The 23,444-nt window shown below is 57.9% G+C and carries 28 protein-coding genes; 2 read left to right on the forward strand and 26 right to left on the reverse strand.

What is annotated here, in order from left to right; all coding sequences use genetic code 11:
- Positions 1 to 113: 113 nt before the first annotated feature.
- A complete protein-coding gene (locus tag JJD74_RS27025) occupies positions 114 to 431 on the reverse strand; it encodes a hypothetical protein (RefSeq protein ID WP_200617213.1) in 318 nt (105 codons plus the stop codon).
- A gap of 180 nt (positions 432 to 611) precedes the next feature.
- Complete coding sequence (locus JJD74_RS27030; RefSeq protein ID WP_200617214.1) at positions 612 to 1,685, reverse strand: NAD(P)/FAD-dependent oxidoreductase; 1,074 nt, start codon at positions 1,683 to 1,685, stop codon at positions 612 to 614.
- A 191-nt stretch (positions 1,686 to 1,876) separates the two neighbouring features.
- On the opposite strand from JJD74_RS27030, the gene JJD74_RS27035 reads away from it, so the two are divergent.
- Complete coding sequence (locus JJD74_RS27035) at positions 1,877 to 2,602, forward strand: hypothetical protein (RefSeq protein ID WP_200617215.1); 726 nt, start codon at positions 1,877 to 1,879, stop codon at positions 2,600 to 2,602.
- Positions 2,603 to 2,633: 31 nt separating this feature from the next.
- Here the strand turns inward: JJD74_RS27035 and JJD74_RS27040 are convergent, their stop codons facing one another.
- From JJD74_RS27040 to JJD74_RS27065, 6 genes are all read right to left on the reverse strand, one after another.
- Complete coding sequence (locus tag JJD74_RS27040) at positions 2,634 to 2,864, reverse strand: hypothetical protein (RefSeq protein WP_200617259.1); 231 nt, start codon at positions 2,862 to 2,864, stop codon at positions 2,634 to 2,636.
- Between the two features lie 144 nt (positions 2,865 to 3,008).
- Complete coding sequence (locus JJD74_RS27045) at positions 3,009 to 3,548, reverse strand: lysis system i-spanin subunit Rz (protein ID WP_200617216.1); 540 nt, start codon at positions 3,546 to 3,548, stop codon at positions 3,009 to 3,011.
- Positions 3,548 to 3,970, reverse strand: coding sequence for a cell wall hydrolase (locus tag JJD74_RS27050; protein WP_200617217.1), 423 nt, complete (start codon positions 3,968 to 3,970; stop codon positions 3,548 to 3,550). Before JJD74_RS27050 ends, JJD74_RS27045 begins: the two co-directional genes overlap by 1 nt.
- Positions 3,971 to 4,026: 56 nt before the next feature.
- Positions 4,027 to 4,452, reverse strand: coding sequence for a hypothetical protein (locus tag JJD74_RS27055; RefSeq protein ID WP_200617218.1), 426 nt, complete (start codon positions 4,450 to 4,452; stop codon positions 4,027 to 4,029).
- Between the two features lie 5 nt (positions 4,453 to 4,457).
- Positions 4,458 to 5,651 carry a hypothetical protein gene (locus JJD74_RS27060; protein ID WP_200617219.1) on the reverse strand — a complete coding sequence of 398 codons (1,194 nt, stop codon included), beginning with the start codon at positions 5,649 to 5,651 and terminating at the stop codon, positions 4,458 to 4,460.
- A 57-nt stretch (positions 5,652 to 5,708) separates the two neighbouring features.
- Complete coding sequence (locus tag JJD74_RS27065) at positions 5,709 to 6,434, reverse strand: hypothetical protein (RefSeq protein WP_200617220.1); 726 nt, start codon at positions 6,432 to 6,434, stop codon at positions 5,709 to 5,711.
- Between the two features lie 33 nt (positions 6,435 to 6,467).
- On the opposite strand from JJD74_RS27065, the gene JJD74_RS27070 reads away from it, so the two are divergent.
- Complete coding sequence (locus JJD74_RS27070) at positions 6,468 to 6,731, forward strand: hypothetical protein (RefSeq protein WP_200617221.1); 264 nt, start codon at positions 6,468 to 6,470, stop codon at positions 6,729 to 6,731.
- A gap of 7 nt (positions 6,732 to 6,738) precedes the next feature.
- Here JJD74_RS27070 and gpJ read toward each other — a convergent pair whose 3' ends face one another.
- From gpJ to JJD74_RS27160, 18 genes are all read right to left on the reverse strand, one after another.
- Positions 6,739 to 10,344 (reverse strand): TipJ family phage tail tip protein, encoded by a 3,606-nt coding sequence (gene gpJ, locus JJD74_RS27075; protein WP_200617222.1) that lies wholly within the window; start codon positions 10,342 to 10,344, stop codon positions 6,739 to 6,741.
- Positions 10,345 to 10,392: 48 nt separating this feature from the next.
- Positions 10,393 to 10,794 (reverse strand): hypothetical protein, encoded by a 402-nt coding sequence (locus JJD74_RS27080; RefSeq protein WP_200617223.1) that lies wholly within the window; start codon positions 10,792 to 10,794, stop codon positions 10,393 to 10,395.
- Between the two features lie 72 nt (positions 10,795 to 10,866).
- Positions 10,867 to 11,427: a tail assembly protein gene (locus JJD74_RS27085; protein ID WP_200617224.1), complete on the reverse strand. Its 561-nt coding sequence runs from the start codon at positions 11,425 to 11,427 to the stop codon at positions 10,867 to 10,869.
- A 72-nt stretch (positions 11,428 to 11,499) separates the two neighbouring features.
- Complete coding sequence (locus JJD74_RS27090) at positions 11,500 to 11,898, reverse strand: hypothetical protein (protein WP_200617225.1); 399 nt, start codon at positions 11,896 to 11,898, stop codon at positions 11,500 to 11,502.
- A gap of 32 nt (positions 11,899 to 11,930) precedes the next feature.
- On the reverse strand, positions 11,931 to 12,824 hold the full coding sequence (locus JJD74_RS27095; RefSeq protein WP_200617226.1) for a hypothetical protein: 894 nt from the start codon (positions 12,822 to 12,824) through the stop codon (positions 11,931 to 11,933).
- Between the two features lie 33 nt (positions 12,825 to 12,857).
- The gene (locus JJD74_RS27100) at positions 12,858 to 13,613 is read right to left on the reverse strand and encodes a C40 family peptidase (RefSeq protein WP_200617227.1); all 756 of its coding nucleotides are present in this window, start codon (positions 13,611 to 13,613) and stop codon (positions 12,858 to 12,860) included.
- A gap of 1 nt (position 13,614) precedes the next feature.
- Positions 13,615 to 14,364: a phage minor tail protein L gene (locus JJD74_RS27105; RefSeq protein ID WP_200617228.1), complete on the reverse strand. Its 750-nt coding sequence runs from the start codon at positions 14,362 to 14,364 to the stop codon at positions 13,615 to 13,617.
- Between the two features lie 9 nt (positions 14,365 to 14,373).
- Positions 14,374 to 14,712: a phage tail protein gene (locus JJD74_RS27110; RefSeq protein WP_200617229.1), complete on the reverse strand. Its 339-nt coding sequence runs from the start codon at positions 14,710 to 14,712 to the stop codon at positions 14,374 to 14,376.
- Positions 14,712 to 18,200, reverse strand: a complete 3,489-nt coding sequence (locus JJD74_RS27115) for a phage tail tape measure protein (protein ID WP_200617230.1) — start codon at positions 18,198 to 18,200, stop codon at positions 14,712 to 14,714. The genes JJD74_RS27110 and JJD74_RS27115 overlap by 1 nt, the downstream gene beginning before the upstream one ends.
- Positions 18,201 to 18,210: 10 nt before the next feature.
- Positions 18,211 to 18,519 carry a DUF1799 domain-containing protein gene (locus JJD74_RS27120; RefSeq protein ID WP_442793292.1) on the reverse strand — a complete coding sequence of 103 codons (309 nt, stop codon included), beginning with the start codon at positions 18,517 to 18,519 and terminating at the stop codon, positions 18,211 to 18,213.
- A 2-nt stretch (positions 18,520 to 18,521) separates the two neighbouring features.
- Positions 18,522 to 18,911 (reverse strand): phage tail assembly chaperone, encoded by a 390-nt coding sequence (locus JJD74_RS27125; RefSeq protein ID WP_200617231.1) that lies wholly within the window; start codon positions 18,909 to 18,911, stop codon positions 18,522 to 18,524.
- Between the two features lie 3 nt (positions 18,912 to 18,914).
- Entirely contained in the window at positions 18,915 to 19,571 is a 657-nt protein-coding gene (locus tag JJD74_RS27130) for a phage tail protein (RefSeq protein ID WP_200617232.1), read from the reverse strand.
- A 69-nt stretch (positions 19,572 to 19,640) separates the two neighbouring features.
- The gene (locus tag JJD74_RS27135) at positions 19,641 to 20,060 is read right to left on the reverse strand and encodes a phage tail terminator-like protein (RefSeq protein WP_200617233.1); all 420 of its coding nucleotides are present in this window, start codon (positions 20,058 to 20,060) and stop codon (positions 19,641 to 19,643) included.
- Positions 20,057 to 20,653 carry a hypothetical protein gene (locus tag JJD74_RS27140; protein WP_200617234.1) on the reverse strand — a complete coding sequence of 199 codons (597 nt, stop codon included), beginning with the start codon at positions 20,651 to 20,653 and terminating at the stop codon, positions 20,057 to 20,059. The genes JJD74_RS27135 and JJD74_RS27140 overlap by 4 nt, the downstream gene beginning before the upstream one ends.
- Positions 20,650 to 21,018 carry a hypothetical protein gene (locus JJD74_RS27145; protein WP_200617235.1) on the reverse strand — a complete coding sequence of 123 codons (369 nt, stop codon included), beginning with the start codon at positions 21,016 to 21,018 and terminating at the stop codon, positions 20,650 to 20,652. The genes JJD74_RS27140 and JJD74_RS27145 overlap by 4 nt, the downstream gene beginning before the upstream one ends.
- A 256-nt stretch (positions 21,019 to 21,274) precedes the next feature.
- Positions 21,275 to 21,778 carry a DnaT-like ssDNA-binding protein gene (locus JJD74_RS27150; protein WP_200617236.1) on the reverse strand — a complete coding sequence of 168 codons (504 nt, stop codon included), beginning with the start codon at positions 21,776 to 21,778 and terminating at the stop codon, positions 21,275 to 21,277.
- 57 nt (positions 21,779 to 21,835) lie between these two features.
- A complete protein-coding gene (locus JJD74_RS27155) occupies positions 21,836 to 22,426 on the reverse strand; it encodes a hypothetical protein (protein ID WP_200617237.1) in 591 nt (196 codons plus the stop codon).
- A gap of 45 nt (positions 22,427 to 22,471) precedes the next feature.
- Positions 22,472 to 23,434 carry a major capsid protein gene (locus JJD74_RS27160; RefSeq protein ID WP_200617238.1) on the reverse strand — a complete coding sequence of 321 codons (963 nt, stop codon included), beginning with the start codon at positions 23,432 to 23,434 and terminating at the stop codon, positions 22,472 to 22,474.
- Positions 23,435 to 23,444 lie beyond the last annotated feature (10 nt).

Here is a 23,444-nt window from a genome sequence, read left to right on the forward strand (position 1 = left end):
CTGAGTCAGCTGCCGGTAATGCGTAGTCATCTGCGCTTGAATCCTTCGGTGTGAGAGCCTGGATTCTACCGGTGGCTGGCTCTCTGCCTCTCGTTTCAAGCGTTGCGCTTATTCTATGAATTCAGGGCTGCATTGTTATCGCTGCCGGCGGAATTATAAATGAAAATTCCGTAAATCTGCCCCGGACGCAACGTCGTGCAAGTGGCCGTATCACCTGCATTTAAAGTGATCCGTTGACCGCCATTCCAGTTAATTTGTGATGCCGCAATAGCGAAGCTTTCCATGGGGTAGTCCTTTAATAGTTTATGGCATGAGTTGGTGCGCAAGATATCCATACTTCCATTGCGCGTTACGAGAATAGACCCGATATAGAAAAGTGCTTCCAATTCTTTAGAGTTATTGGCTATTAAAGGGTGATGGCTAAAAGCCATTTTCTTTTTCTGCCGTAAGTTATTGGTCTTCCGTTATTTAGCGCCCGAGAATACGGCTTGTTTCGCTCTTAATCGTCAAGCGCTTAGAAATAAGCTAACTATGGTCACAGCAGGCCATAAGCAGCGACGTCCGGTTGAAGTGGACACAGTGGCCGATTGCTGCCTTACAAGAGAAACCCCCTACGCTTGCAAAAATCGATCGGGCCGGCATGGGCAAAGGGCACTGGACACCTTGTCATCGATGATCTCCTCGCTGGCCAGACGTCCCACTGCCGCCGCCAAAGTAATTCCAGGATGCATTGCGCAAACGTAGACGCCACCCACTTTGGGTAGATAACCGATGATGGGGATGCCATCGGCAGGCATGGGCCTGAGTCCGACACAAGCCCGTTCCAGATCTATGGAAACAACACCATGGAGTTCGTTCTGGATCGTCTTGGCAGTTCGAAGCGCTATCGCTGCCGGCTGATTGTCCACGGCGTCGTCCAGGTAATCCTCTGCTGCCAGCAACGTACCATCCGAACTTTGCCTCACTTCCATTTCAGGGCTGGAGATGAGGGTATGCACGAGGTTGGGTTGTGACTTGTAACGGATGAAAATGGCAGGAGATGCCTCTATTGGCAGGGACACTCCAAGCATGTCTGCCAGCTTCGTGATTGCTGTCCCGGCTGCCAGTACGACAATATCGGCATCGAGGATGCCTATTGTTGTTTCGACTCCAGTCACCGTTGCACTCTGGGTTACAAAACCGAGCACTCGAGTCTGAGTGAGAATCTTCGCCCCATAAGCCCGGGCACCTGCGATCAACGCATGCGTAGCTGCCACTGCGTCCAGCGCTCCTTCTTCAGCCGCATACAGAGCAGACTGGGGAGGGTTCTTGAGATTTGGTTCCAAGTCGAGAATCTGCGATCGAGACATCAGGTTTGCCGAAGCTTGGTGACCTGAGGTTGGCAGCGCTTCAATCGCCATCACGCTGTAAGACAAGGCGCCTGTCCATCTTATCTCCAGACCTGGCAGCTGCGTTTCGAGTCGGCGGTACTCCTTGATGGCCGAACAGCGCAGTTGCGCGATTGGGTCGGGTTCAAGGTGTGAGGCATTGAGCCAAGCGAATGAGCTGCCAGTCACTCCCGAAGCTATATCTTCAGCTTCTACCAAAGTGACATTCGCGCCTTTATCTGCCAAGTGATACGCCAATGACGCGCCAACGATGCCTGCACCAATGACAACGACTCGTTTGCCCTGACCATTTCCCATATCAACCCCCGTTTTGTTGATGTGCCGATGGTACGACAGCTGGATGATTTCATTACATGAGAACCTGATCGTTCAGCTTTTTGAACGTCTGCTTCTGGCCCTTTAATCGCAGCTCGTCGCTTCTTGCTCGCTCTACGGCCGAACCTCGATTACTGTACATGCATACAGCATTTGTACAGTGAACCCCTGTCATGAATTTCGACCAGGCCAAAACTCTGAGGCTCCAGCAATGGCGCGCAACTCTCGATGACCAAGACTTCCGCATGCAAAACCCCGAGGGCCACCGGGAAACCCTCTACGGGATGGCAGCCACGCTCCGCGATGAGGGCCTGATCAACAAGCTTGAGCAGTTCGACATGAACGAAATGGCAGACGCCGCGTATTGGCACGCCGTCGAGGAGCTGCAGAATTCGCCCAGCCAATACCGCGGAGCCTCGACCTATGACGTTGTGCAGTTCGACAACGAAAAGCTGCTTGGTACTATCAGCCGCTCGATATTCAACTTCGCAAGTGATGAGCCTCGCGGTGCCTCCTTCGCTTATGACGGGAAGGTTTATTCCGACACGGACGGGGTAAGGCTGACCTTAGGGCTTTCCCGAAAAATTGGGCGGATTTCAGGCCTGGTTCTGGAAATGAACGGGCGTCGGTATCAGTTGATCGAGACCGAGCGAATGATTGCCGGGATTGCCCACCGCCCTCTCTCTGACTCTGACGCCTATCGGGCTCTGGTAGACGCCGCTCAGGTTGCGCAAGAGGAACGGGATCTTCATGCCTTTGAAAAGATACGACCTCATATCGAGTCGGCAGCCTTCTGCATCTGCCCAGCTTGTCTCGACCGCTTTGGTGCACGCGAAGATTGCCAGATGTGCGCTGGAAACGGTTTTGTGACGAAGTCGGCGCCTGCGGGTCTGCGCTGAAGGACGTGCTTGATCATGCCAGTTAATTGATTTAACCCCACGACAGAGTTTTCAGGCGTTCCACCAAAGCGGCTTCGAAAATGATGTACAAGCGTTCAGAATCACCGGCGCGCAAAGCCCCGCCGGTTTCCAGTCCAAGTACGAAGCCATCCGCCCGTGCCCCCGCCTTCACAGCGATGATCATCGAGTCTGCCCGGACAATTTTCGCCAACAGCCGATCGGCTTTTCGTTGCATCTTCTCGCTCAGCACCACGCCTTCCACGTCAGCCACCTATTACCTTCACTACGACATCCAATACATGACAGAAAGAACGACTGAAACCCAGATAATCGTCATCACAATTGAGTAGCCAATCAGCTGCTTGTCCATGTCCACCAATCATCCAATCCGAATCTGAATGATGGTTTACGGATGCTCACTTCGCAACAATGGTGCCGAGCCATCACTCAGCGTGCGTACGTAATCCTGGCAGGCTTGAAGCGCAATTAATCCCCGGTCGCCGGTGTCGGCGATGGCGATAATTCGTTGAGCATGCGCCGGGTCAAGTCGGGCGCGTACGGCTGCATGATCCACGCCGCCGGCGCCGGGGGTGGCTGACACGTCACAGCCTTTGGCAACGTCTGTCGCGTCGATGAGGACTGACAACCGGAGATCAGAAGTAGCGAGGCGATCGCGCAGGAGAGCTTGGTCTTTTTCTGCATTGGTCAATTTCTCGAAGTGGGTTTGTTCACTGGCCGCCAGCCGCTGCTCGAGCGCCAAACGCTTGTCCTGCTCAGCCTGCTGCGCGGCAGCGGCGGCTTGGGCCAGTTGATTGAGGGATTCGGCCTGCAGTCGCGCCTGCTCGGCCAGTTGGCGCCCGTAGCGCCAGTCCTGAACCTGCCAGGCGCTGCCGAAGCCGGCGAGCACAAGCACCAACACCCCGATAACTTTCCACGGAACGACCATCACGGTACGTCCTTGAAGAAGATGTGGTGCCCGAGCTTCAAGGTCTGCTTGGCCTTCGCCGACCAGGCCGGCGCCTTGATGCTGGTGGCGTAGTAGTGCGTGGCGCCGCCGGTCGGATCTGAAACCTTGCCGTCGACCACCTGGTCAGCAGCGATCCGGCATTGCGCCAGTTCGCGGAACGGGATCTGCTTCACGCCGATCAGGAACTGATAGTTCGGGTCGGACTTGTTCCAGCAGCTGAACTGCCAAGGCTTCAGGCAGACGCCGGCGTACCCTTCACCCCACCACGACTTTTCCTTGCCATCAAACACGCGGTTGCGGATCGTCCACGCCACGGCCACTTGGCCGGCCGTTCCTTCTCCGCGCGCTTCCCCCCACAAGGTGCGGGCGAGGATGTCGCGTTCTCTCTCAGTAACGGTCATCACTTTTCTCTAGGCAAAAAAAAACCGCTCAAGGCGGGCGCTATTCATTGGCGCAATCAAACAGAAGGGGATGTGGCCCTCGCTAAGGTCGTTTCTTCGTTGTACGGATCAGGCTGTTCTGGCCATGCCGGATCAGTTGGCCAGATCGGCTGGCCCGTCACGCGCCCCAGCAGCACACGGTATTTCTTCCATTCAGCCAGCGCCGAAACTCGGGTTGGCTTTTCCTCTACTTCCTCCGGAAGTGCGTAATCGCCATCAATGGCGTCGTTGATGGCGTCGATCCGGCCTTGCAGCGCGGTGACTTGTGCGGTCGCGAGACGGGTTCTTGAGTTGAGAATGGCGGACGTTTCGCGCAGAAGATCCTGCGCGGCGATTGCATCAATCAACGATTGAGGAATTTCGTCGACGTAGGTCTCGCCTTCCATCAAATCCATTTCGGGACTGACGGAGCGCCAGCCGGTCGCAGTGATTGCGTAGGGCATTTTGATCACCTGTCGAAGTAATAGCCGAGGGCGTAGCAGTTGGCGCTGCCGCCACCGGTGGCGCTGTATGTAATGGTGCCATCGGCAGCAATCGGGCATCGGCCGTTGAAAATCGCAGTAGGCGGAACAAACACCATCCAGCCCGCAGCAATCGATGTGCCCGCGTCAGAAGGCGTGAACTTCACAGACACGGTACCAACATTCTGCCAAGCACCTTCCAGTGTGTGCGCTGTGACCGGCGCAACAGTTCGGGTGTTGAATGCGCCGGCCGAGGTACCGCTGCTGAGCAGCCGGAAAGTGGTGCTCTCAGGATTGGCCACCGTGTACATGATCGAACTGTCGCCCAGGCGATGAACGAACTGATAGGCGCCTGCCGCGTTGGTGTTGATCAGAATCGAACCGATGTATCTGCGCGAAGGGTCATTGTTTTTCTGATGTGCCTGGTTGTAGTACCGCGTAGGCGCTGCCGTTGTGGACTGCTCAATTACACCGGCATCCGTCAGATACAGGTGAATGAACGTGTTGACCACGCCGACAGCCATCGGGGTGATCGAGCCGCCTGCGTAAGTCACCACTTTTCCGGCCGACGGCACATAGGCGCTACCGGGTCGAATTGCGATACTGGTTCCGGTAGCCCAGATCAGGTTGAGCCCTTCGATGAATCCTGGCGCCCCCTTCCCCACCTGAGCATTCGCTTGCGACTGCAATTTCCCAATGGCAGCGAGCATGCTATCGGCGGCAATCACAGCGGCCGGAGTTCCAGGTATTGAGAGCCCAGTAAGCGCGACAGCACGGACACGGGTGTCGGTGAAATACTTGTTCGTCGCCCCCTCTGGTAGCCCGTCCGCATTCGTGAGACCCAAAGCGGTACGGACTCCAGCCAAGGTTGGATCTGAGCCAAGAACTGCGAGCACGCCGCCGAATTGATTCTTCAAGCCGTTGAAAGCATCGGCGAGTAATTTCGGATAGCCCTGCACAGGCATGATGGCGTAGGCAGATCCGCTTACGGTAGCGCCTTTATACGCAGGAATGATCGATAGCTGGGTTGGACTGGCGATGTTGCCGATCTCATAATTCAGCCCATCAGGCCCAACAAACGCGTCACCAACACGGGCGTTGGCTACGAAATCCGCATTCGTCCCTACGACAGTCGTTGATCCGGTGGTGACGCCGACTGTTCCCCCTCTGAGCCAAGGCATGGTGTTTCCCTTTTTTGGTCGATAAAAAACCCGCTCATCGGCGGGTTGTGTGTTGGTTTAAAGCGCGCGCATGGGCCTGGCAGCGAAAGTCGTCCTGCCGTTCTTGGCAGTGCCACCCTCAGAACTCACCATTGCACCCACGTAACCATTGAGCGTCGAGCGCACACCTGCATGGAACCCACAGGGAGTCTCGAGTGTTGTGTTGCCGTTATAGATCTTCCCGCCAAGCAAGGTAGAGGCGAGAAAATAATCCTCGTAGGACCCGGTCCATGGCATCTGGTACCCACTCCAGTAGATGCCAGACACCTCTCCTCCTCTGTTATCCAGCGACCAGCCCTCGTTGATGGGGAACCCTGTCAGTACCAAAAGGTTGTCCGCTCCAACGAAGATCTGCTCATTGGCTGTATTGCGCAGTCGCAGATCATATTGATTCGGCGGTGAGGTTGAGCGGAAAGTCGCTACCAGCCATTTGCCGCTGCAGTCCGCACTGTTGAACGGCGCCATCAAGTGAAGCTTGAAGGCAAAGCCCGTCCAGTTCCCTGGGCCACCCGAGTGAATCAGCGTGTGATACATGCCTTGGTTGGTCGGATTGAGGAACACATGCGGCGCTTCTGCGGTAGTGATCGGCGAAGGATATGTGATGACCGCGGCGGTGATCGTTGTCGGCCAAGCAGGGGTTTTTCCTATTGCGTAATTGCCTGACGCTGCTACGTTCAAAACCCTGTTCTCGCTATCGATCTGAAAAAAGTTCGACCCATTTCGCGACCGGAACCCGTAGTCCATGCTCGCCCCTATTGGTATGTCAGGATAAAAACGTTGAGCAACATTCCCTGCCCCCGCCGGACCCTCAGCTGCCCCGTCGACCAGAAAACTGCAGGTAAGGTATCGTTTGGATTGGTCGGGTTGGGAAGCGTCACACAGACGAAAGAGTTGGCAGTGATCTCCGGCACGCTGATGAAGCTGGTGAAGTCGCTGGTGATCGGAGGGACGGTGACCTGTTTTGTCACGACTGATCGTACAGTCATAGTCGACGACTCCAGCGTCACCCTTCCCATTCCATCTTTCGTCCTCGCCCCGTAGTAGTCCATTACGTCATCTTCCCGAGCGCCGCGCGCTCTATGTAGTTGAGGTCGTAGACATAGATGCCGTTGTTGTTGAGCAGCGTGTAGCCGCTGTCGGACTGACCACGTAGCGTGAACGTCCCCGCCGGAATGTTGATTTCCAGAAGAGGAAGGCCCTGATTGTTCAGCGCTGCTGACCTCAGCGTCATGCCGAGCACTAACTCCTTGATGAAGGCCTGGCTGATGATTGCCGTATTCATGAATACCTGGCCGCCCTGAACCACGAACGGCGCAATCATCTGCCCGCTGACCTCATCCAGAATCGCAAAGCGCTGGGCGAACGCGAGGATCTGCGACTCCTGCTGCTCGCCCTCCACGCCTATGGCCAAGCCAGCCATGACGGTTCTTCCGCCCACGGTGGTGGACGTCTTGATCGTTGTCAGGGATGAGACCTTACCGTTCAAACCAGCAACTACAGTGCTGGCAGTCTCGGCCTTTGCTGTGGCGTCACTTGTTTTCGCGGTGAGGGTGTCGATCTTCTGAGCCGTCGCTTCCTTGTCGGTCGCTACAGCAGACGCCAGAGAAGTGACATTGGCAGCGTTGGTTTCCACGGCCGCATCAAGCGTCGTGATTCTGGTAGCAGACGCTCGGTTTTCCTCCGCCCTCACCTTGTCATTGGTCACGATACTGGCTGTGTTTTGCCAGCCGTGGAGGGCATCGGCCATTGCGCCCTCTCCATCATCTTCACGCCACGCAGCCTGCAGCGCCTGCATCGTCGATGCCTGCGCCGAGACCTTGCCGTCGAGGGTTTCAATTTGCGTGCTGTGCTGCTGGACCTGCAACGCCAAGGCATTGGTGGTTTCAGCGATCGTCCCCATGTCATACCAGAACTCGGGATTCGGTGGTGCCGTGCCGACCGGTACAGCCTTGATCGCCGAAAACAGGCGACCATCGAGCCGAACCACTTCACCTTTGCCATACGGCTTCGCCGGGTCATAAACCATGGCATCGGTAATTTCACCGATCAGCTCTTCCAGCTCCTGCTTGGCCTGCTCGATCCGGTCGTTGACCGAACCCTCCCCATCACCCGAGATCTTTCCAATTTCCTCCAGCAATTTCTGCCCGAGGGCGGACTCCTGGATCTTGCCGAGAAAATACGGTTCGTACTCCGACTGATCGGAGCTTACCTGCCCATTGACGCCGTTCACCGCTGGAAACCACGGACCAACGTTGCCGGTTCGGTCGACCAGACGTGCCCAGAAAAACAGGCTGGTACCGGGAACGATGTTCTGCATTTCGTGGTTAGCCTGCGGGTAGGCGAAGTCTGCCAATTTCACAGCGCTGGCGAGGTCGTTGGTCTTGTTGTTCCATATCTCAGTGCGTTGGGTGTCTTCCGCCCCCGGCGGAAAACCCCACTCAAGGCCGATACCGTAGACCTTGCTGACAGTGCGCAGAAACGCAACCGCCGGCGGTAGCCCTTGCTTACCGTTGAGGTTGGTCAGGATCGAGTTGCGCCACGGCGACGTGATATCGAATGCGCTCACCGCACGCACCCGGGCCACGTAGGCTCCGGCGTAGATGCCAACCACGTCCACGTTTGTCATGCCAGTGCGCTGCAGCTTGATCCAGTTGCCGCTGTCCTTGCGCCATTCCACGTCATAGCCAACCGCTCCATCCACGGCAGGCCAGGTGATGGTCATGGTGGCCACGGCCAGCCCCTGCACAACCGATGACGTCGACGACAGCGAAACGCTCGCCGGCCCCGGAACAACAGTGATAGGAATCACGCTTATCGGGCGCTCTTCCAGGCGTGCGCCGGTGTCGATGAAAGCGAACTTGCTCGGCTCGAACTGGAGCGCGCTGATTTCGTAGTCGCCCTCGGTGGTGCGTTTGGTGCGCAGCACACGATAGAGCGGGATCGCCAAGTCATCGGCATCGAGCGCCCACTGCAACTGCGCCACCGGCGGTTCGCTGTAGGCGACCGTGACGGTCACGGCACGGCCGTTTACGCTCTGCACGGTGCGGCCTTCAGCGCGGCCGCCCGGCAGGTTGATGATCAGTCGATCGCCGGCCTTGGCCTGGGTATCGCGATCGAGCGTAACCACCCGCCCCGCCACCGCCGAGATCCGGCCGCCGACTTCACGGCCCGCCAGCAAAGAGTCCGCCACCGGGATGATGTGACCCGGCAGCGGAATCACACCTTCCATGCCGGTCTTGAACGAGACGGTTCGGTCTTGGTTGTTGCTGAGAATCGCCCACTTACCGCGGCGCTGAGCCTCGGATGCGCGCGTGCAGCCGATCGCGCTCAGTTCAGTCGGCCGGTCGCCGTAGCGGCGCTGCAGATTCAGATCAGCGAAGGGGATGGCGTCGGTGTCGTAGTTGTTGGCCGGGTTGTCGTAACTGACCAGTGCCCGGGTGTAACGGGTTTTGGCCGAGGCACTGCCATACGAAAACTTACCGTCGATTACATTGGACCGGGTGAAGACGTAGTCGAAGTCCTGAGCGCGCGGCATGTCCGCCTGCATCACCAACTGGCCTTGAGCCCAGTAGGTCATGCCCCGGTAAATCGCCGAGATATCGCGCAGCAGCGACCATGCATCAGCCTTGCCCTGCAGGTTCATGTCGCAGAGGAAGCGCGGCTCAACGCCGTCCAAGCCATTCGGCACCAGCTGATCGCAGTATTGCGCGATGCGGTACAGCTCCCACTTATCGACCATGAACGACTTGATGCGCTTGCCGAGGCCGAAACGGTCTTCGGTGCAGATACCGTAAGTGATCCACGCCGGGTTGTTCGTCCAGGCCGACTTCATCGAGCCGTCCCACGTCCCGGTGTAAGTACGCGCCACCGGGTCATAGTTGCTCGGCACCATCCAGCGCCGCGCTTTGCACTTCACAGTCACGGCCGGAATGTTGGTGAACTGCTCGGCGTCGAATTCGATATAAAGCAGCGCGGTGTTCGGGTAGCGCAGCTTCGCATCGATCACCTCGGTATAACCGGCCACCAGCATGGTGTCGGCGATCTTGTTGGTGTTCTGGTTCGGCGTCAGGCGGCGCACGCGGATCTGCCAGCCAGTTGTTGCGTCCGGTAAATCGATGCGGCGCGAGCGCTCGTAGCGCGTGGTGGTCTTGCCGTCGACGGCGTCAACCAGCATTTCCTGATAGGCGCCGCCGTCAGTAGCCACGTCGATCGCGTACTCAATGCGGTACCCGCCGACATTGCCCTGGTCATCAGAACGTTGCAGCGCGGGCCACGCCAAACGAATACGCACGGCTGAGAGTTGGGTGTTCGTGATCGATCGCACCCACGCCGTATCGCTGCGCAGCTCGATGTTCAACGACGTCTCGTTCTCCACGGATGGAATACCCGGTATGTACGTCTGATCCACCGATCCCGGGCGCCAGTCCCACTTCACGTTCGGGAAGTTGTAGTTGCCGCTGGCATCGCGAATCGGGGTGTTGTCCACATAGATGTCGTAATCGGTCGGGACGCTGTCGAACTCGCCCTCGCCCACGGCGATCAGCAGCTTTGCCAAGTTGGTGGAGCGCAGGCTGTCGCTGGCTTCGGTTGGCGACTTCGGTTTGCTGCTGCCGCCCTTCTCGCCGTAGATCTCGATCTGTTGCGCTGCGCCCATGCTTTCCTCCAGGCATAAAAAAACCCGCCGAAGCGGGTTTGTTGATAATCAGTATGCAGTGGGCGTTAGGTAGTAATCGCCACTTCTAATAGAAATTCGGCGCCGTACGGTTTCGCCCGGCTTTATATCGATCTCAGACTCAATGATGTCCGACTTTCCAAACAGCACCCAGGTACCTAGCCCCAGCACATGTTTGCCAGGAGCGAGCCCGAATTTAGCCACTTCCCCTGGGTGAAATTCAGCTGCAGGTTTACCATCAATATGGAGGATAAATCGAAGTTCAGATCCCACGATTCCGCCATCTCTAGTCACCACCAATTGAGAGTCCTTCTTTTCCTGAAATGCGAAAACTCTCGAAGCGGATACGGGACTGGCTTGATCGACTGATACAGGTGATGTTGAGCATCCAACGATGAAAAGTGGAAGCAGACTACAGAGGAGAGCTTTCATGTCGTTCCTTCGAAAAATTTCGAGGACTTTATCACTTGTTCTTAACGCAATCATCTTAAGAGGTTGCCGCTCCTACGCCTTGTCTTCGGCAAGGATCGAAGCCGATATGATCATCCCGCCCCAACGGCGTTCGCCGATGCAAATCGGTACCGGGTTGCCGCTGGCCGTGGTGTTCTTGGCGCTACCGAAGGCGTAGGACGGAGAGTTCTCGGGGGGTGCGCTTTGCTTCAGACCCTTCGCTTGAGGGCTGAGCATCTGTATCACACCACCAGCCACCAGCCCGGCACCCAACTGCACGGCCCAAGGCTGACCGAAGTACGAGCCGGCCACGACCAGAACTGCGCCAATGATCGTCTGAAGCATGCCTGCTCGTTTGCTCCCGGAAATGACTGGGACGATGCGAATCTCTTGGGTTCCGCCGAGACCGAAATCTTTTTCAGCTACGTTTTTCCGGTTTCTGAAAATCGCAAAACGCATCCCTTTGCGCTCAAGATCTTTGATAGTGCCTTCGAATCCTTCGATCGTGCACTTCAGCGCTTTGAATGCCTCGCCCACTGACTTGCTGCCGAGCTCTCGGTGATGAACGCGACCAAACAGCTTGATAAGCGGGCCTGAGAGAAGAATGGTTGTCATAGCTGGGTTGTTGCTTGCTGTCGCTGCCACAGCTTTCTCCGATCATAAAAAAACCGCCCGTAGGCGGCTTTGTCATTGCATGGTGGGTGATAAGTCCATGCTCATTGATGAGTCGATGGATATCCTGAATTTCTTGGTGGAACCAGCCTTTATGCTGGTCTCGCGCTCTTTCAACCCGCTGCCGCACGATGATGCGCCGACGATGTGTTCACCGGCGGCCACGTAGAACTTTGCGGTTTCACCAGCACCAATCTCAGCAGCTTTTCGCCCGTCGATGCTGACGGAAGTGTTGCAGCCACCACCAACAAAGCCGGAATCACGGGTAACGACCAAGACAGCATCACTGGAAGCTGGCTTCTGAAATGCGAACAGGCGCGAGCTCGGCACGGGATCCGCCTTTCCTGACGGAACTGGCGTGGTTGCACAAGCGGTCAGCAACAAGAGAGCGATAACGGTAGATATGAATTTCAAAGCTCCCTCCTTGAGGCGCGCCTATTCACGTATCACGGAACAAAAGGGCTGATTATCTCGTCCGCTATGATAAATGGTTCCGAATACGATTTTTTGCCAATCGAAAAATAGGACGCTCTCCGAGTATCCGTATCGAGAAGCTTACCGCCCCTATTTGGCCAGGAAGGATAAATTCCATCTGGATCAGGCTTTCCAAAAACCGATGTTAGATACTTGGCTCCAGAATTGTAGCCTGCCTTGGTTCCAGGAATGACGACAGCGCTATAAAAGAAGCCATCAAAAAAGCACAGCGTACTCTTTTGCATTTTTTCCGAGCCAAGAACGCCAGACAAATTATCCCCTACGTAGCAAACATCTAACCCCTCACTCTTTGCCTTTTGCAAAGGCGGCCCAACATCTGGATATCTTTTACCAAGCTGATAGCCAAGCAGAGCCAGCTGTTTCCCTTCATTTATGGATAGATCAAGTGCGCCCGAATCAAATTTGTATTGGCGAGTACCTATTCCACTCACGTTCAATTCGACAAAAACCTGTTTAGCTCTGGCTACGGAGCCGGCGAAAGCCACAACCTGTGTCGGTATCAATTGTCGTCCATCATCAGACGCAAAAAGCTCTTCTCGAACCTTGCCGCCGTCAAATTTTATACTTGCATTACAAAGCGATTCGTCTGGTTTAGGACAGCCTTTGACCTTGCCGTCTTCCAGATGCAAAACCACGCCAGGCTTCCCATCTTTTTTGTCCAGTACCATTAAGGTAGCGCTGGGGCCGCCGCCATTCATAGGCTTCGCTGTTTGGCTGAAAGCCATTGTAACGCTTCCGCGCATCTCGTCTTTTACTTCTGACTTAACCCATTCGGCATTTACGAAAGGCGCGAACATCATTCCAGCCAATAAAGTTGCCGACAGCGAGCTTGCGTTGTTGCTCATCTATGCCACTCCTGTGAAAAGGTTTATACCTTATCACCGAGATTGACGGTGACGTAGCACCAGTCGCGTGCGGTCGAGCCACGGCCCGCCGAAGACAATGACCTCTGACGGCCTGCCGTACAGGTGGTGCAGCAGGAACGGCCCAGGGCCGAACGTTGCAGCATCCTCACCCGGCAGCGCTGGATCACTGCCAAGGAAGATCCCGGCGTGGTTCGGGTAAACCGTGCGCCCCACTTCCATCACGATCATGTCGCCGCGCTGCGGCTGGTCGACCCTGTAGAAACCGGCGGCCTCGTAGTTCGCTTCGTACAGGCTGGTATTATCCTTGCTCTCCCACCAGCCATCCGCGCGCTTGAACGCTTCGAATTCCAGCTCCCACTCGCGCTTGTACCAATCGGCGCAAACCTGCCAGCAGTCCCAAGCGCCGTGCACGAATGGCCGTTTCAGCAGCGGCACCTCTCCGGTCGGCACGATGGTTCGCAAATCGCCCTCGGGCCAGCTCAGGATATGCCAGGGCATGGCGGTCGCTTCGCACATGGCCAGGTCGCGCGGGGATGGTCGGCTGGTAGCGTCCGGATGTGAATGAATTACGCCGATTACTTCGCCTTCGTCTTCGGCAGCTGCGTATTGCTCTGGGTCGATCCGGAACTCTTCGTTGGGCTCGGTCGAGACATTCATGCAGGGGAAGTATTGTTGCTTTCGCCCGATCGCCAGCAGCAGCCCGCAGCACTCTTTCGGGTACTCGGCCGCCGCGTGCGCCTGGATCGCGTTCAAGATGTGCTTTCGCATATCAGCTCCGTGCGATCAGGGAAACTGCGGGAAATCCACCGAACGGGTAAGGGTTGCCCTCGTCGAAGCGCGGGATGCAGCCCTTGCCCAGCGTGGCATCACACTCGTCCAGTTCTGGGTTGTCGGTAACGATGCCGTCCTTGGTCACGTATGGCCCGGTGTATCCGCAGTTCGGCCCGCGGTAACCACCGGTTAGGCACCAGTGGCACAGCGTCGTGGCCTGCCGGCCGATCGATTCGTTCCCGACGTCGCCCGGGCTGGCCAGCTCCCAGCTGACCGCCTCCCCGTCTTCGTTCGTCTTCTGGTCGATGTACCAGACCTCGATCGTCTCTTGGGTTGGATCTGCCGTTGGATTGCCAGCGGGGAAGTTCGCCGCGTCGAGGTACGTGCCAAGTGTGTGGCGCATCGTCAGTTTGAACTCGAGCAGATCTTCGAACGCCAGACAGAGCGCGGTGATGCGCCCGTTGACGTTGCCTACCGAAAGAGTGGGCCGAACCGCCGTGCCGTCGCCATTCGCCTCGATTCCGTCGATCTGCATCGGCCAGGCGCTGTACTCGTTGCCCTGCCAATAGATCGCTTTCGCAGGGAGTTGGTCGCCATCGGCGCCGGCGGCAATCAGCTCGGCCGCCGTGTGCGGGATCGCGTGCCCGTGGAAGCGCAGAACGTCCGCGCCATAGTCTGTGCCGTCCAATTCAAAGAGCAGCACTTCGCTACCAGGCTCAAGCACCTGGATGTCACTGATCAGCGGCATGGTTGCCCCTTATGGATGGAATGCACGCTCGAACGTGGCAGTGAGTTTGAAAACTCCGCCCCCCATTGGTGTCGGAGCGGGATTTTTGCAGGTGAACAGCCCGAGTTCGCCGAGCGGCGTTGTCCAGAGAAACGCCTTCGCCCCGGCATGCCGGTCGAGGAACGCCATGATCTGCTGCACCTTGGCCTTCTGGCCGGTGCAAGTAATCGGATACGAGTCCTCTTTGTTGTTCGGGCCATCGCCGACGTTTTGCGCGTAGCCGTTGCCGAACTTCGAGGTGCGCACCCGATAATTGATATCGGGTGTTTCGCCGCGCTCGGTTGGCCAGGTAAATTTCTCAATGGCCATCAGGCCCTCCCATTTGTAAGACGCCAGATCGAACCGCCCGGCTGCAGCGCTCGGGCAATAGCGGTTTCAGCTTCGGTTTTTGCCGCCTGCTGGATGCCCTTGCCGAGCTGTGTTGTGTCTTCCTTGCTGGCCGCGCCGCCACCGCCTTGGGTTTGCACCGATACCGCGACAGGGAAGTTGTAAACGTTGCCGCCACCACTTCCGCCGCCACTGATTGCGCGAACGCCAAGCTGCCCGCCAGCGGTTCGGGTCAGCGGCATGATTGCCTCCTCCCCTGCCTCGCCCATCACCCCAAGCCCGCCACCCGCCATGCCGAAAGCTGTTGGTTTGCTTACGATGGAGTTCGTAAACGCTGCACCGTTGGCGAACATCTGCACGCCATTGGCCCAAGCCCCGCCGTCAGCCTGTAGATAGGCCGACGAATAGCCCGCCTGTGAAGCGCCAAGGTTTGAAGAGGTCGCACCGGCCGATCCTGCTGCGAGGCCATTGCCGGTTCCGCTGCCAGTGAAATAGCTGGTTGCGGCGCCGACCAGACTGCTCAGCAGCGCCGAGCTGGCCTGTCGAGTGGCGATACGCGCCATGTCCGCCAGAATCGACTTGGTGAAATCGGCGAAGGATAGCTTCCCGGTCATGGCGAAGTTGACGATCGCGTCTTCCATCGAACTGAAGGCATTGGTGAACAGGCTTTTGGTCTGCCCGGCAACGTCGCGCGCCGACTCCAGGTAGTTCTGCCACGCCGACGACGCACCGGCGCTCCAGTCGCCTTGGGCGACAGTCATCTCGTCATAGTTGTCCTGAACCGTGTCGTGCAGATCCTGCTGCGTGGTTTTAAGCGCCGCGAGTTTCTGCGTGTACTCGTTGAGGGTCATGCCGCGCGAGCCATCACCGTACTGGTTGGCCAGATCGAGCTTCTGCGAGTTGAAACGGTCATCGATAGCGTTCTGCTGATCGGTCAGGCCGCGCTGCCGATCACCTTGACCCAGTCCCGCAGCCGCGCGCTTTCCCTGTTCGCGCAAGGTGTCGACCTGCTGCTGCAATGCACTGGTGTAGGTTTGAACGGCTTGCTCCTGCTTCTTCAGTCGTCCCAACTCATTCGTCGCCAGCACGTCCAGCTCGCTATCCGCCGCCTTCTGCGCTTTGACCATGTCCGTGCGCGCGTCTTCGATCTTTTGATCGAGCTGAATGCGCTGCTCGGCCGTGGTGCTGGCCTTCGACTTGGCGGCTTCGAGCGCTGCAATCTCTGTCTCATATGCGGCAGTGACCTCGTCCCGCTCGTTGCCGATCAGCGCTTCGCGCTTGAGCAGATATTCCTGCTGCGAGATCAGCCCGGCCTTCTGCGCGGCATCCAGTTGTTTCTGGGTGTTCGCGTAGTCGGCTTGGATTTCCTTTAGGGCGTTCTGCGCGGCGTTGTAACCGGTGAGGTCGACGGCGCCGGCCGAAGGCCCCTTCTGATCCTTGTTCTTGTCCTTGATGTTCTGAAGCGTTTTTGCGACATAGTCGGCCTGGACTTTGGGATCGTTAGGATTGGCCTTTCTCAGTACCTCAACGTCCCGCAGATACGCCTTCGTCTGCTTGTCGCGCTTCTCGGCGTTGGTAAGGTTTGAATCGCTGATCTGCTTGAGTCGCTGTTCAGCATCAATCCCCTCCTTCTGTACTTTTGCACGATTGGCTTCAATTGCTGCGTTCTCAGCCAGTGCAACTTTGCGCTTTTTGAGATCAACCACCTGCTGCTCAAGAAACTTCGTCGAGCTACTGGACGCGCCCAAATCGTCGGGGAAAAGTGAAGTTAGAAAACCGCCTTTGCGGTCGCTGACGATCTTTTCAAGGTTGGCGATCTGGGCGTCAATGGATTGCACCCTGCCGACATCCAGAATCGAATCGAGTGCACCGCTCGCAGAATCCTTTACACCCTTCCACGCTTTTTCCCACAAGCCTAAATTCTGCGTGACCTGCCCAGAACGCTCTTGGATGGTATCGGCATAGGCTTTAGTGAGCAGATCAGCAGCGCCAACCGTGTCGCCCTGTTCCTTGAGCGCGACAATTTGCGAATACACCGACGCCGTCAGGAATTGGTACTGACTGTTCAGTTCTTTCGCCGCCGCTACCGGGTCTTTGGCGATCTTGATGAACTCAGCGATGGTCGCGTCCACCGACTTGCCGGTGGCGTCTTCCATCGAGGCGGCAGCGTCGGCGATTTCCTTGAAGCTGGAGCCGGCAATGACTCCACTCGCAGCCAGCTTAGTCAGCGATGCCGCTGCCTCCCCGGTAGTGCCATTCGTAGCGCTGACCTGCTGAGCCAAATTAGCCAGTTGGTCGGCTGATGTCCCAGCAGCATTGCCGGTAAGAATAAGGGCCTTGTTGTACTCGTCTGCTTCCTTGCTGCCTTGGCTGTAGCCGTAGATCAGGGTGCCGACTGCTGCAACCGCGATCGCTACCGCAGCAGCCATACCCAAGACGCTTGTTGATGCACCAGTCACGCTCGGTGGCAGCGCGCGGTATGCCTTTTGGGCGTTTTCTGCCGCTTCGGCCGCAGTGTTCGAGCTTTCAGCCAGGTCCGACAGACTTTCACCAGCCTCCCCTGCGTTGCTGGCCACGTCCTTGGCATTGGTGGCAATTCCGGCGAGCGATTCGCCCAACACCGCAGCGCCGGCGCCGCCAGTGAAGAGCGACCGGAACTTGTCCTTCAGCGCTTCAAGCGTGGCACCCACGCCACCGAACGAATCCTTGATCTGCCCTCCCTGCTGAAGCAGCACCAACAACGGGTTTTGACCACCAGCTAGGCTGGTGAAAATATCCGTGAATTGTGCCGGTAGTTGTCGCAGTGCGGCCTCGGTCTGCTTCGAGCTGACACCGGTTTTGCGAAGGCCTTCGTCGAAGTCGCCCAGCTTCTGCCGGGAAGCGTCGATGCGGGTCGAGTATTCGCGGAAGGTGTCGGCGTCAATCAGCCCGGCCGCTTTGTACTTCTGAAGCAGGGCCTGCTGCTGGTCCAGCTTGTCGAGCGCGGCAATGGCGGGGTTGATCTTGCCGAGCAGCGCTTGCAGCCCTTCTGCTTGCACTCCGGTGGCAGCCGCTGCCTTTTTGGCTGCCTCTGCCTCTTTGTCCGTAGAGCCGACCAGTGCATCCGATTCAGCCTGAAGTCGCCGTTTTAGTGCCGCCAGACTGCTGACCGAGGACCCCGACGCATCCATTGCTGAAGCGCTGGTCGCGACAGTGGTGGTCAGGCGCTGGTAATACTCGCTCGACTCCAGAGACGCCTTGGCCATTGCCGTCAGACGCTTCATGGCGTCGTCGGTGGACTCGGAAAGTTTACCCTCGGCGGTGGCCAGCCCACTGGACGCGACTGCCGCTTTGTCGAAACCAGCCGCCACACCATCAGCGGCTTTCTCTGCCTTGGCGCCGGCCTGCGCCAAGCGCTCCAGATCCGTGGCGGCTTGGACTGCCTCGCCCGAATCAACGGCAAGACCTAACTGCGCAATTGTGCCCGACATGAGTGCTCCATTACTTCGATTCGCTCATGACGAGCAGGGCCTCGACCTCCATTGCCTGAAGGTCTGGGAAAATCTCTCTGAGTTGTTTTCTGGATGTGCCGACGAAGTCGGAGACGTCTCGAAGAGCTGTGTAATCAAGGCCGGTAGCCCCGCCCATGCCGGTGCGCCACTGAGTGGACATGGCGTTGAAGAGCACGAAGGCCGGCCAGTTCTCAGCCAGCACTTCGCACTCTTCCTCGGGTATGTCTGAGAGGGACAAGCCGAACGCCGCCAGATCCGCCTCAGACGGACCAGGCTCGTACATCAGGCGGGCGACCATTGTCAGTTTCCCAGTCGGGCCGCCGAGAAAGCCTTCTGGTAAGCATCGACAATCGCGTCACCGGCACCGGCCGAGGTTTCGACTAGGGCGCGGATAGATTCAGCGCTGAGCTTGTCGTCGAACCCCCAGCCAGTTACCAATTGGGTGACCTGCTCGATCTGCCGCTCGACATGAGAGTCGGTGATCTCGATCAACGTGAGTTCGTCCCCCTTGGCCTTAAAGTGCTCCTGATCTTCCTTCGCGCTTTCCTGCCAGCCTGCGAACAGCATTGCCAGCTCCTTACGATCTCGGTACTTGAACTCAAACGGCACTTTGATCGTGGTGCCGCCGACGCGCGGAATATCCACGTCGGCTTTGAACGTCGGGTTTTGAGCAATCTTGAACTTGGCCATGGATTACACCACCGCCGCGTAACGGGCTGGACGACCGGTCAGCGCCACGCTGATAACGCGAGTCATCAGGTTGTTGCGCGACATGGTCGGAGTCGAGGTGATCGACACGTAGCCGTTGTAAACGATGCTGCTTCCGCCCGGCAGGTTCAGGCGCAGAACGCGCGGCTGCTTGTCATCGTCGGCGGCCTCGCAAACATCGACATAGGGCTTGGAGGGGTCGTCGGCCACCGTGATTGAAAGCGTGATTGGGTTCTTCGTCGTTGGCATCTGCCGATCATCATCGTCAGCCAGGAAGCCGTAGGTCAGGAACTGCTGATCGCCACCGGTGGAGTTCAGTTCGGTGATTTGCGAGATCTCGGTGAACGAGGTCACTTCGCGCGCCGAACCGACGCCGGAGCCTGCCGGATATTGCTGAACGTTGGTGGTGTTCACGCCGCCCAGTGCGAATGTGCCGCTGGCGATATCGGCAACACGTACGGCACGGCCATCGAGGCGCGTCCAGCCGGAGTTAACCGCGATGATGTCGCCTTCGGCCAGACCATGCGCCGCAGCACTAGCAACCGCCGGGTTCGCGTTGCTCAGCGAGGTGAACGGGATTGCAGTGCCATAGGCGGAAGCAATTTCGAACGTTGCGCCGTTGGGCATTTGAATGCCAGCCATTGGTGTTTCCTCTTTTCAGATATGAAAAAACCCGCTCATGGCGGGTTTCGGGTTTGCCCAATGGGCGGATTAAATTGTTGTGTCGGATCGGTATTGGAACGACACAGGCACGGTGAATGTTGTGTCGTCGGGTATGCCGGGACCGGGGTCAACCGGCGTCATGGTCACCACCGTCAGTGCGCCTTTGGTGTTTCGCTCGTAAAGCGGGAAAAGCGCGGCAATCTGATCAGCCAGCGCGCCGGCCGCCCCGCGATATTTGCCGGAGGGCGTCACGATGCTGACCTGAAACACGCCCGTGTACAGCTTGTGGTCGCCGGCTAGCGTGTTGCTTACCGTGTCGGCCGGGAGCGTGAACGCCTTCAGGTAAGTGGTGCCGTCGGCAGGCATATAAGCCTCGTTCTCAACGACGACCTTCAGCGGTACCGGCAATGCTTTAGCCCAGTTGATCAGCCTGGCTTCAAATATCGAAGCGATGAGGTTATGGCTCATACCTGGTTGTTCCTGATGGCCTCTAGCACGATCTGCTGGAAGCGGGCCACGGTAACGCGGACCATCCCGCTTGGCGCCTGGGTCGAATGTCCAAACTCCAGCGGAATCGCATACCCAAGGCTGTTGGTGATATAGCAGGTATCGCCGGCTTTGAACTCGATCGCGCCGGCAACGATCCGTGCCGTTGATTTGGCCCCGCTCGGGTCTACTTCGTCGGTCGTTGTGCTATCCGGCGAACCAATGTTGAACATCCAGTTGCCTCGGAACCGGCCACCGACATAGCCACTCGGCGCGCTGATATCCATGCCCTCGTGAAGCTTTCGTCCGGGCTTGAGTCGGCCAGCTTTGGTCAGATTGGCCGGGTCATTCCGTAGTCCACTATTGTGATCCTCGACAGCCTTGTTGTACTGACTCGCGACGACGTTCTGCGCCCAGATATCGGGGTTTCCTACCGGTGACATGCGAACGAGGCTGTTGCCAACCTCGATGATGATCTCGCGAAGGCTGGCGTCGATGGCTTCAGTGGCCTGGGCTGCGAACTCGGCGAGACTCAAGGCGAAGCTGCCGGACTGGCCCGCGCCGGCGCGGCTCATGACCGCACCTGCAATTCGTAGAGGATCGGCGTGCCGGCCGGGTTGATCTCTTTCATCGGCGGGACGATTGACCAGGTGCGGCCTTGGACGATGACCTTGTTCAGCAACTCAGGAACCCAATCTAGCCCCTGCGCGGCGATCTTCAGCTTCTTGTCGCCCTGCTTGATGAGGCTATTGTTCTGGAATTCCTGGCCGGTGAAGTCGAGCAGGATGCCTTGGGCGGTTTGCTCTTTCGTGGTGTCGGGCGGTGCGGTGCCGGCATCCGGATCGTACTCGCCGACAGTGGTTGCCCGGATGATCACGGGCTGGCCGAACTCTGTGATCATCTCCAGAGCCATCACGGCCATTTCGTCGTAGAAGGCCATGGTGGCTCCAGATGTGAAAAGCCCAGCGAGATGGCTGGGCTTAGTGAATTAGAGGCGAAGGAGGACTTTCCTCCTGATCAAGGCTTTTGCAGTACGCCTCCAAAACTTCAATCAGGTAGTCCTCTTTGGACATGCCTGCGGCTTCGGCCTGAATTTCAAGCTCTAGTTCCCACTCAGGAGCGAGATTTATTTTGATTTTCCCACCAGATTGGCTCAAAGCGATGCCCCCGAAGACCGACAGGAAGCAAGCATATCCTTACGCTCGGATTGCGAACAGTCCGCGCCGCTGCAAGTAGTCCGCAAACTGCGTGGCGCTAGGCCGATCCGGTGCGGCGGGCAACAGTCGACCGCTGGTGTTGGATATCGTCGCGTACTCGCGAGTTACCGCGCCCTCTACACGCTCCAGCGTAACAGCGCCTTTGCGCTTATCGATCGGGTCGACGTCGTCGGTGTGGATCTCCGCAGCCAGCGCCATCTGGCCGTACTGGATTCGCGCCGGCAGGTAGTTGTCGGGCTTGATTTCGTAATCCAGCTCGACGCCGCGGCGCGGCCAGGATAGTGCCTGCTCGCTGTTAGACTTTCGCCCTTTCCACGTCATGCCATCCATCGCCAGTGCGGCCCGGCGCAGTAACGCCTCCTGCGCCGGAACCTCCGCCGGGATGGTCACGCCAAACTTCACGGCGTACATGGCCAGGTCTTCGGCGGATGCGTAGCTTTCGGCATCAGGCCTGCCGGTACCATCCTCGATGATGAGAGTCATGAATCAGCTCGCTGTGGTGTTCTGGATCGAGTGCCACGTTACCGGGCACCCGGGTTATTACGCCTGCTGCAGGTCAGCAACTGCCTTTTCCAGCGATTCTACCGAAGCATTCGCCCGATACGTCACGTTGGCGGCGTCAAGCTTCGCTTTGAGACCGGCGATCTTTTCGGCATTGTCGACCGGCTCTGCAGCAGCTTTCAGGCTTGCGACTTCGGCGCGAAGCAATTCGGCCTCGCTCGCCAGGTTGTCACGCTCGCTCGTGAGAGCTTCGAAACCCTCGTGAATTGCTTTCAGAGCACCGAACAAGCGGATTGGCAGTTCGCCGGCGCCCGGGTGTTCCAGCTTCGATTGCCCCTCGGCGGCATTGATCAGTCGCAGGATACCGTCACGCTCAGCGCGGAGCATGTCGTTGTCCTGCTCCAAGCTGGCGATGGTGTCGGCACGATCCGAATTAACTGACTCGCTGTTCAAAGGCTTCAACACCGAGACGTCGACGCCTTGCGCCTCATAAGCGTCGACCACCTTCGGCCAGTCGCCAATCACGACCGCATGGGTCACACCCGCTTCAGGCCGATCAAAGTGCGCTGGATTGCGGTAACGCTTTTCCGGATCGAAGTCCGAGTTCTGAGTGGAGTAAACCAGTTCCATAAAAGTCTCCGTAGCGGCCATCGCTGGCCGCTGTCAGGGCCAGTATCAGCCGCCGGCTGGTGGCGTGGTGGTCAGGGTGATCAGCACACCGGTAGTCACCTTATTGCTGTTGGAGTGCTTGACCCAGTTCGCAGCCGAACCCACGGCGGCAAGCGTTGGGTTCGCACCGCCAGCGGTTTCCTTCCAGCTGTAGCCGAGGACATCGATGTTGACGGTGCCTTCAGCGCGATATCCGATACCGAGGTTCTCTTCGTCGTTCACCGCGTACGAACGGAAGCCGGGCGCTTGAGATTCAGTGATCACCACGGCGTTTGGCAGCAGGCCGAAGATCACATCAGCCGGCGCGGTGTCGGTCACCAGCACTGGCTTGCCGAGAGTACCTGGCAAGCCGCCGTAAATGACGACGCCCGCCTCTTCGTAGACCTTGTTTGCGATCGCCTCGTCGACAATGTCGAAGTAAGCACTGGAGTGCATGACCCACAGCGCGATGCGGCCGAACTTGTCACCGAACTTGCGCATGCCTCGAGTCAGGGTCTTCTTGCCGTCGGTCTCGATGTTGGCCGAAACCACCATTTCAGCGTTGGAGCTGATCGAGGCGCGAAGCGCGGCAGTGGCGTACTGGATGAAACCTTCCAGAGTGGCGTCGGCAACATCGGCACCGATGATTTGGGAGAACTCGTCGACCGGGCGCCCGCGGCGCTTGAACGCCTCTTCGGTGGTCTGGTATGGGCCGTACTTCCACGGTGCCTTGACGCCAACAGCCTCACCGGCGCCGATCTTCTTCGCGGTCACCTTGCCGGTCGAATTGACGTCTCGATGTTCCAGCGAGCCGCCGATTTTATAGAAGGCACGCTTGCGGAAGTCGCCTTCGATCAACTCGTTGTCGAGCACGATCGCGCCATTGGACGATTCGTTAAAGATATCGAGGTTGTCCTGGACACGCTCCAGGTATGCGGTTTGCGCCTCATCGTTGTAGATGATCAGGTCGCTGTTCACAGTCGTTGCCATGGGTGAATCC

It is taken from the genome of Pseudomonas sp. MF6776 (genome assembly GCF_016613125.1).
GTDB classification, from domain to species: domain Bacteria; phylum Pseudomonadota; class Gammaproteobacteria; order Pseudomonadales; family Pseudomonadaceae; genus Aquipseudomonas; species Aquipseudomonas iridis.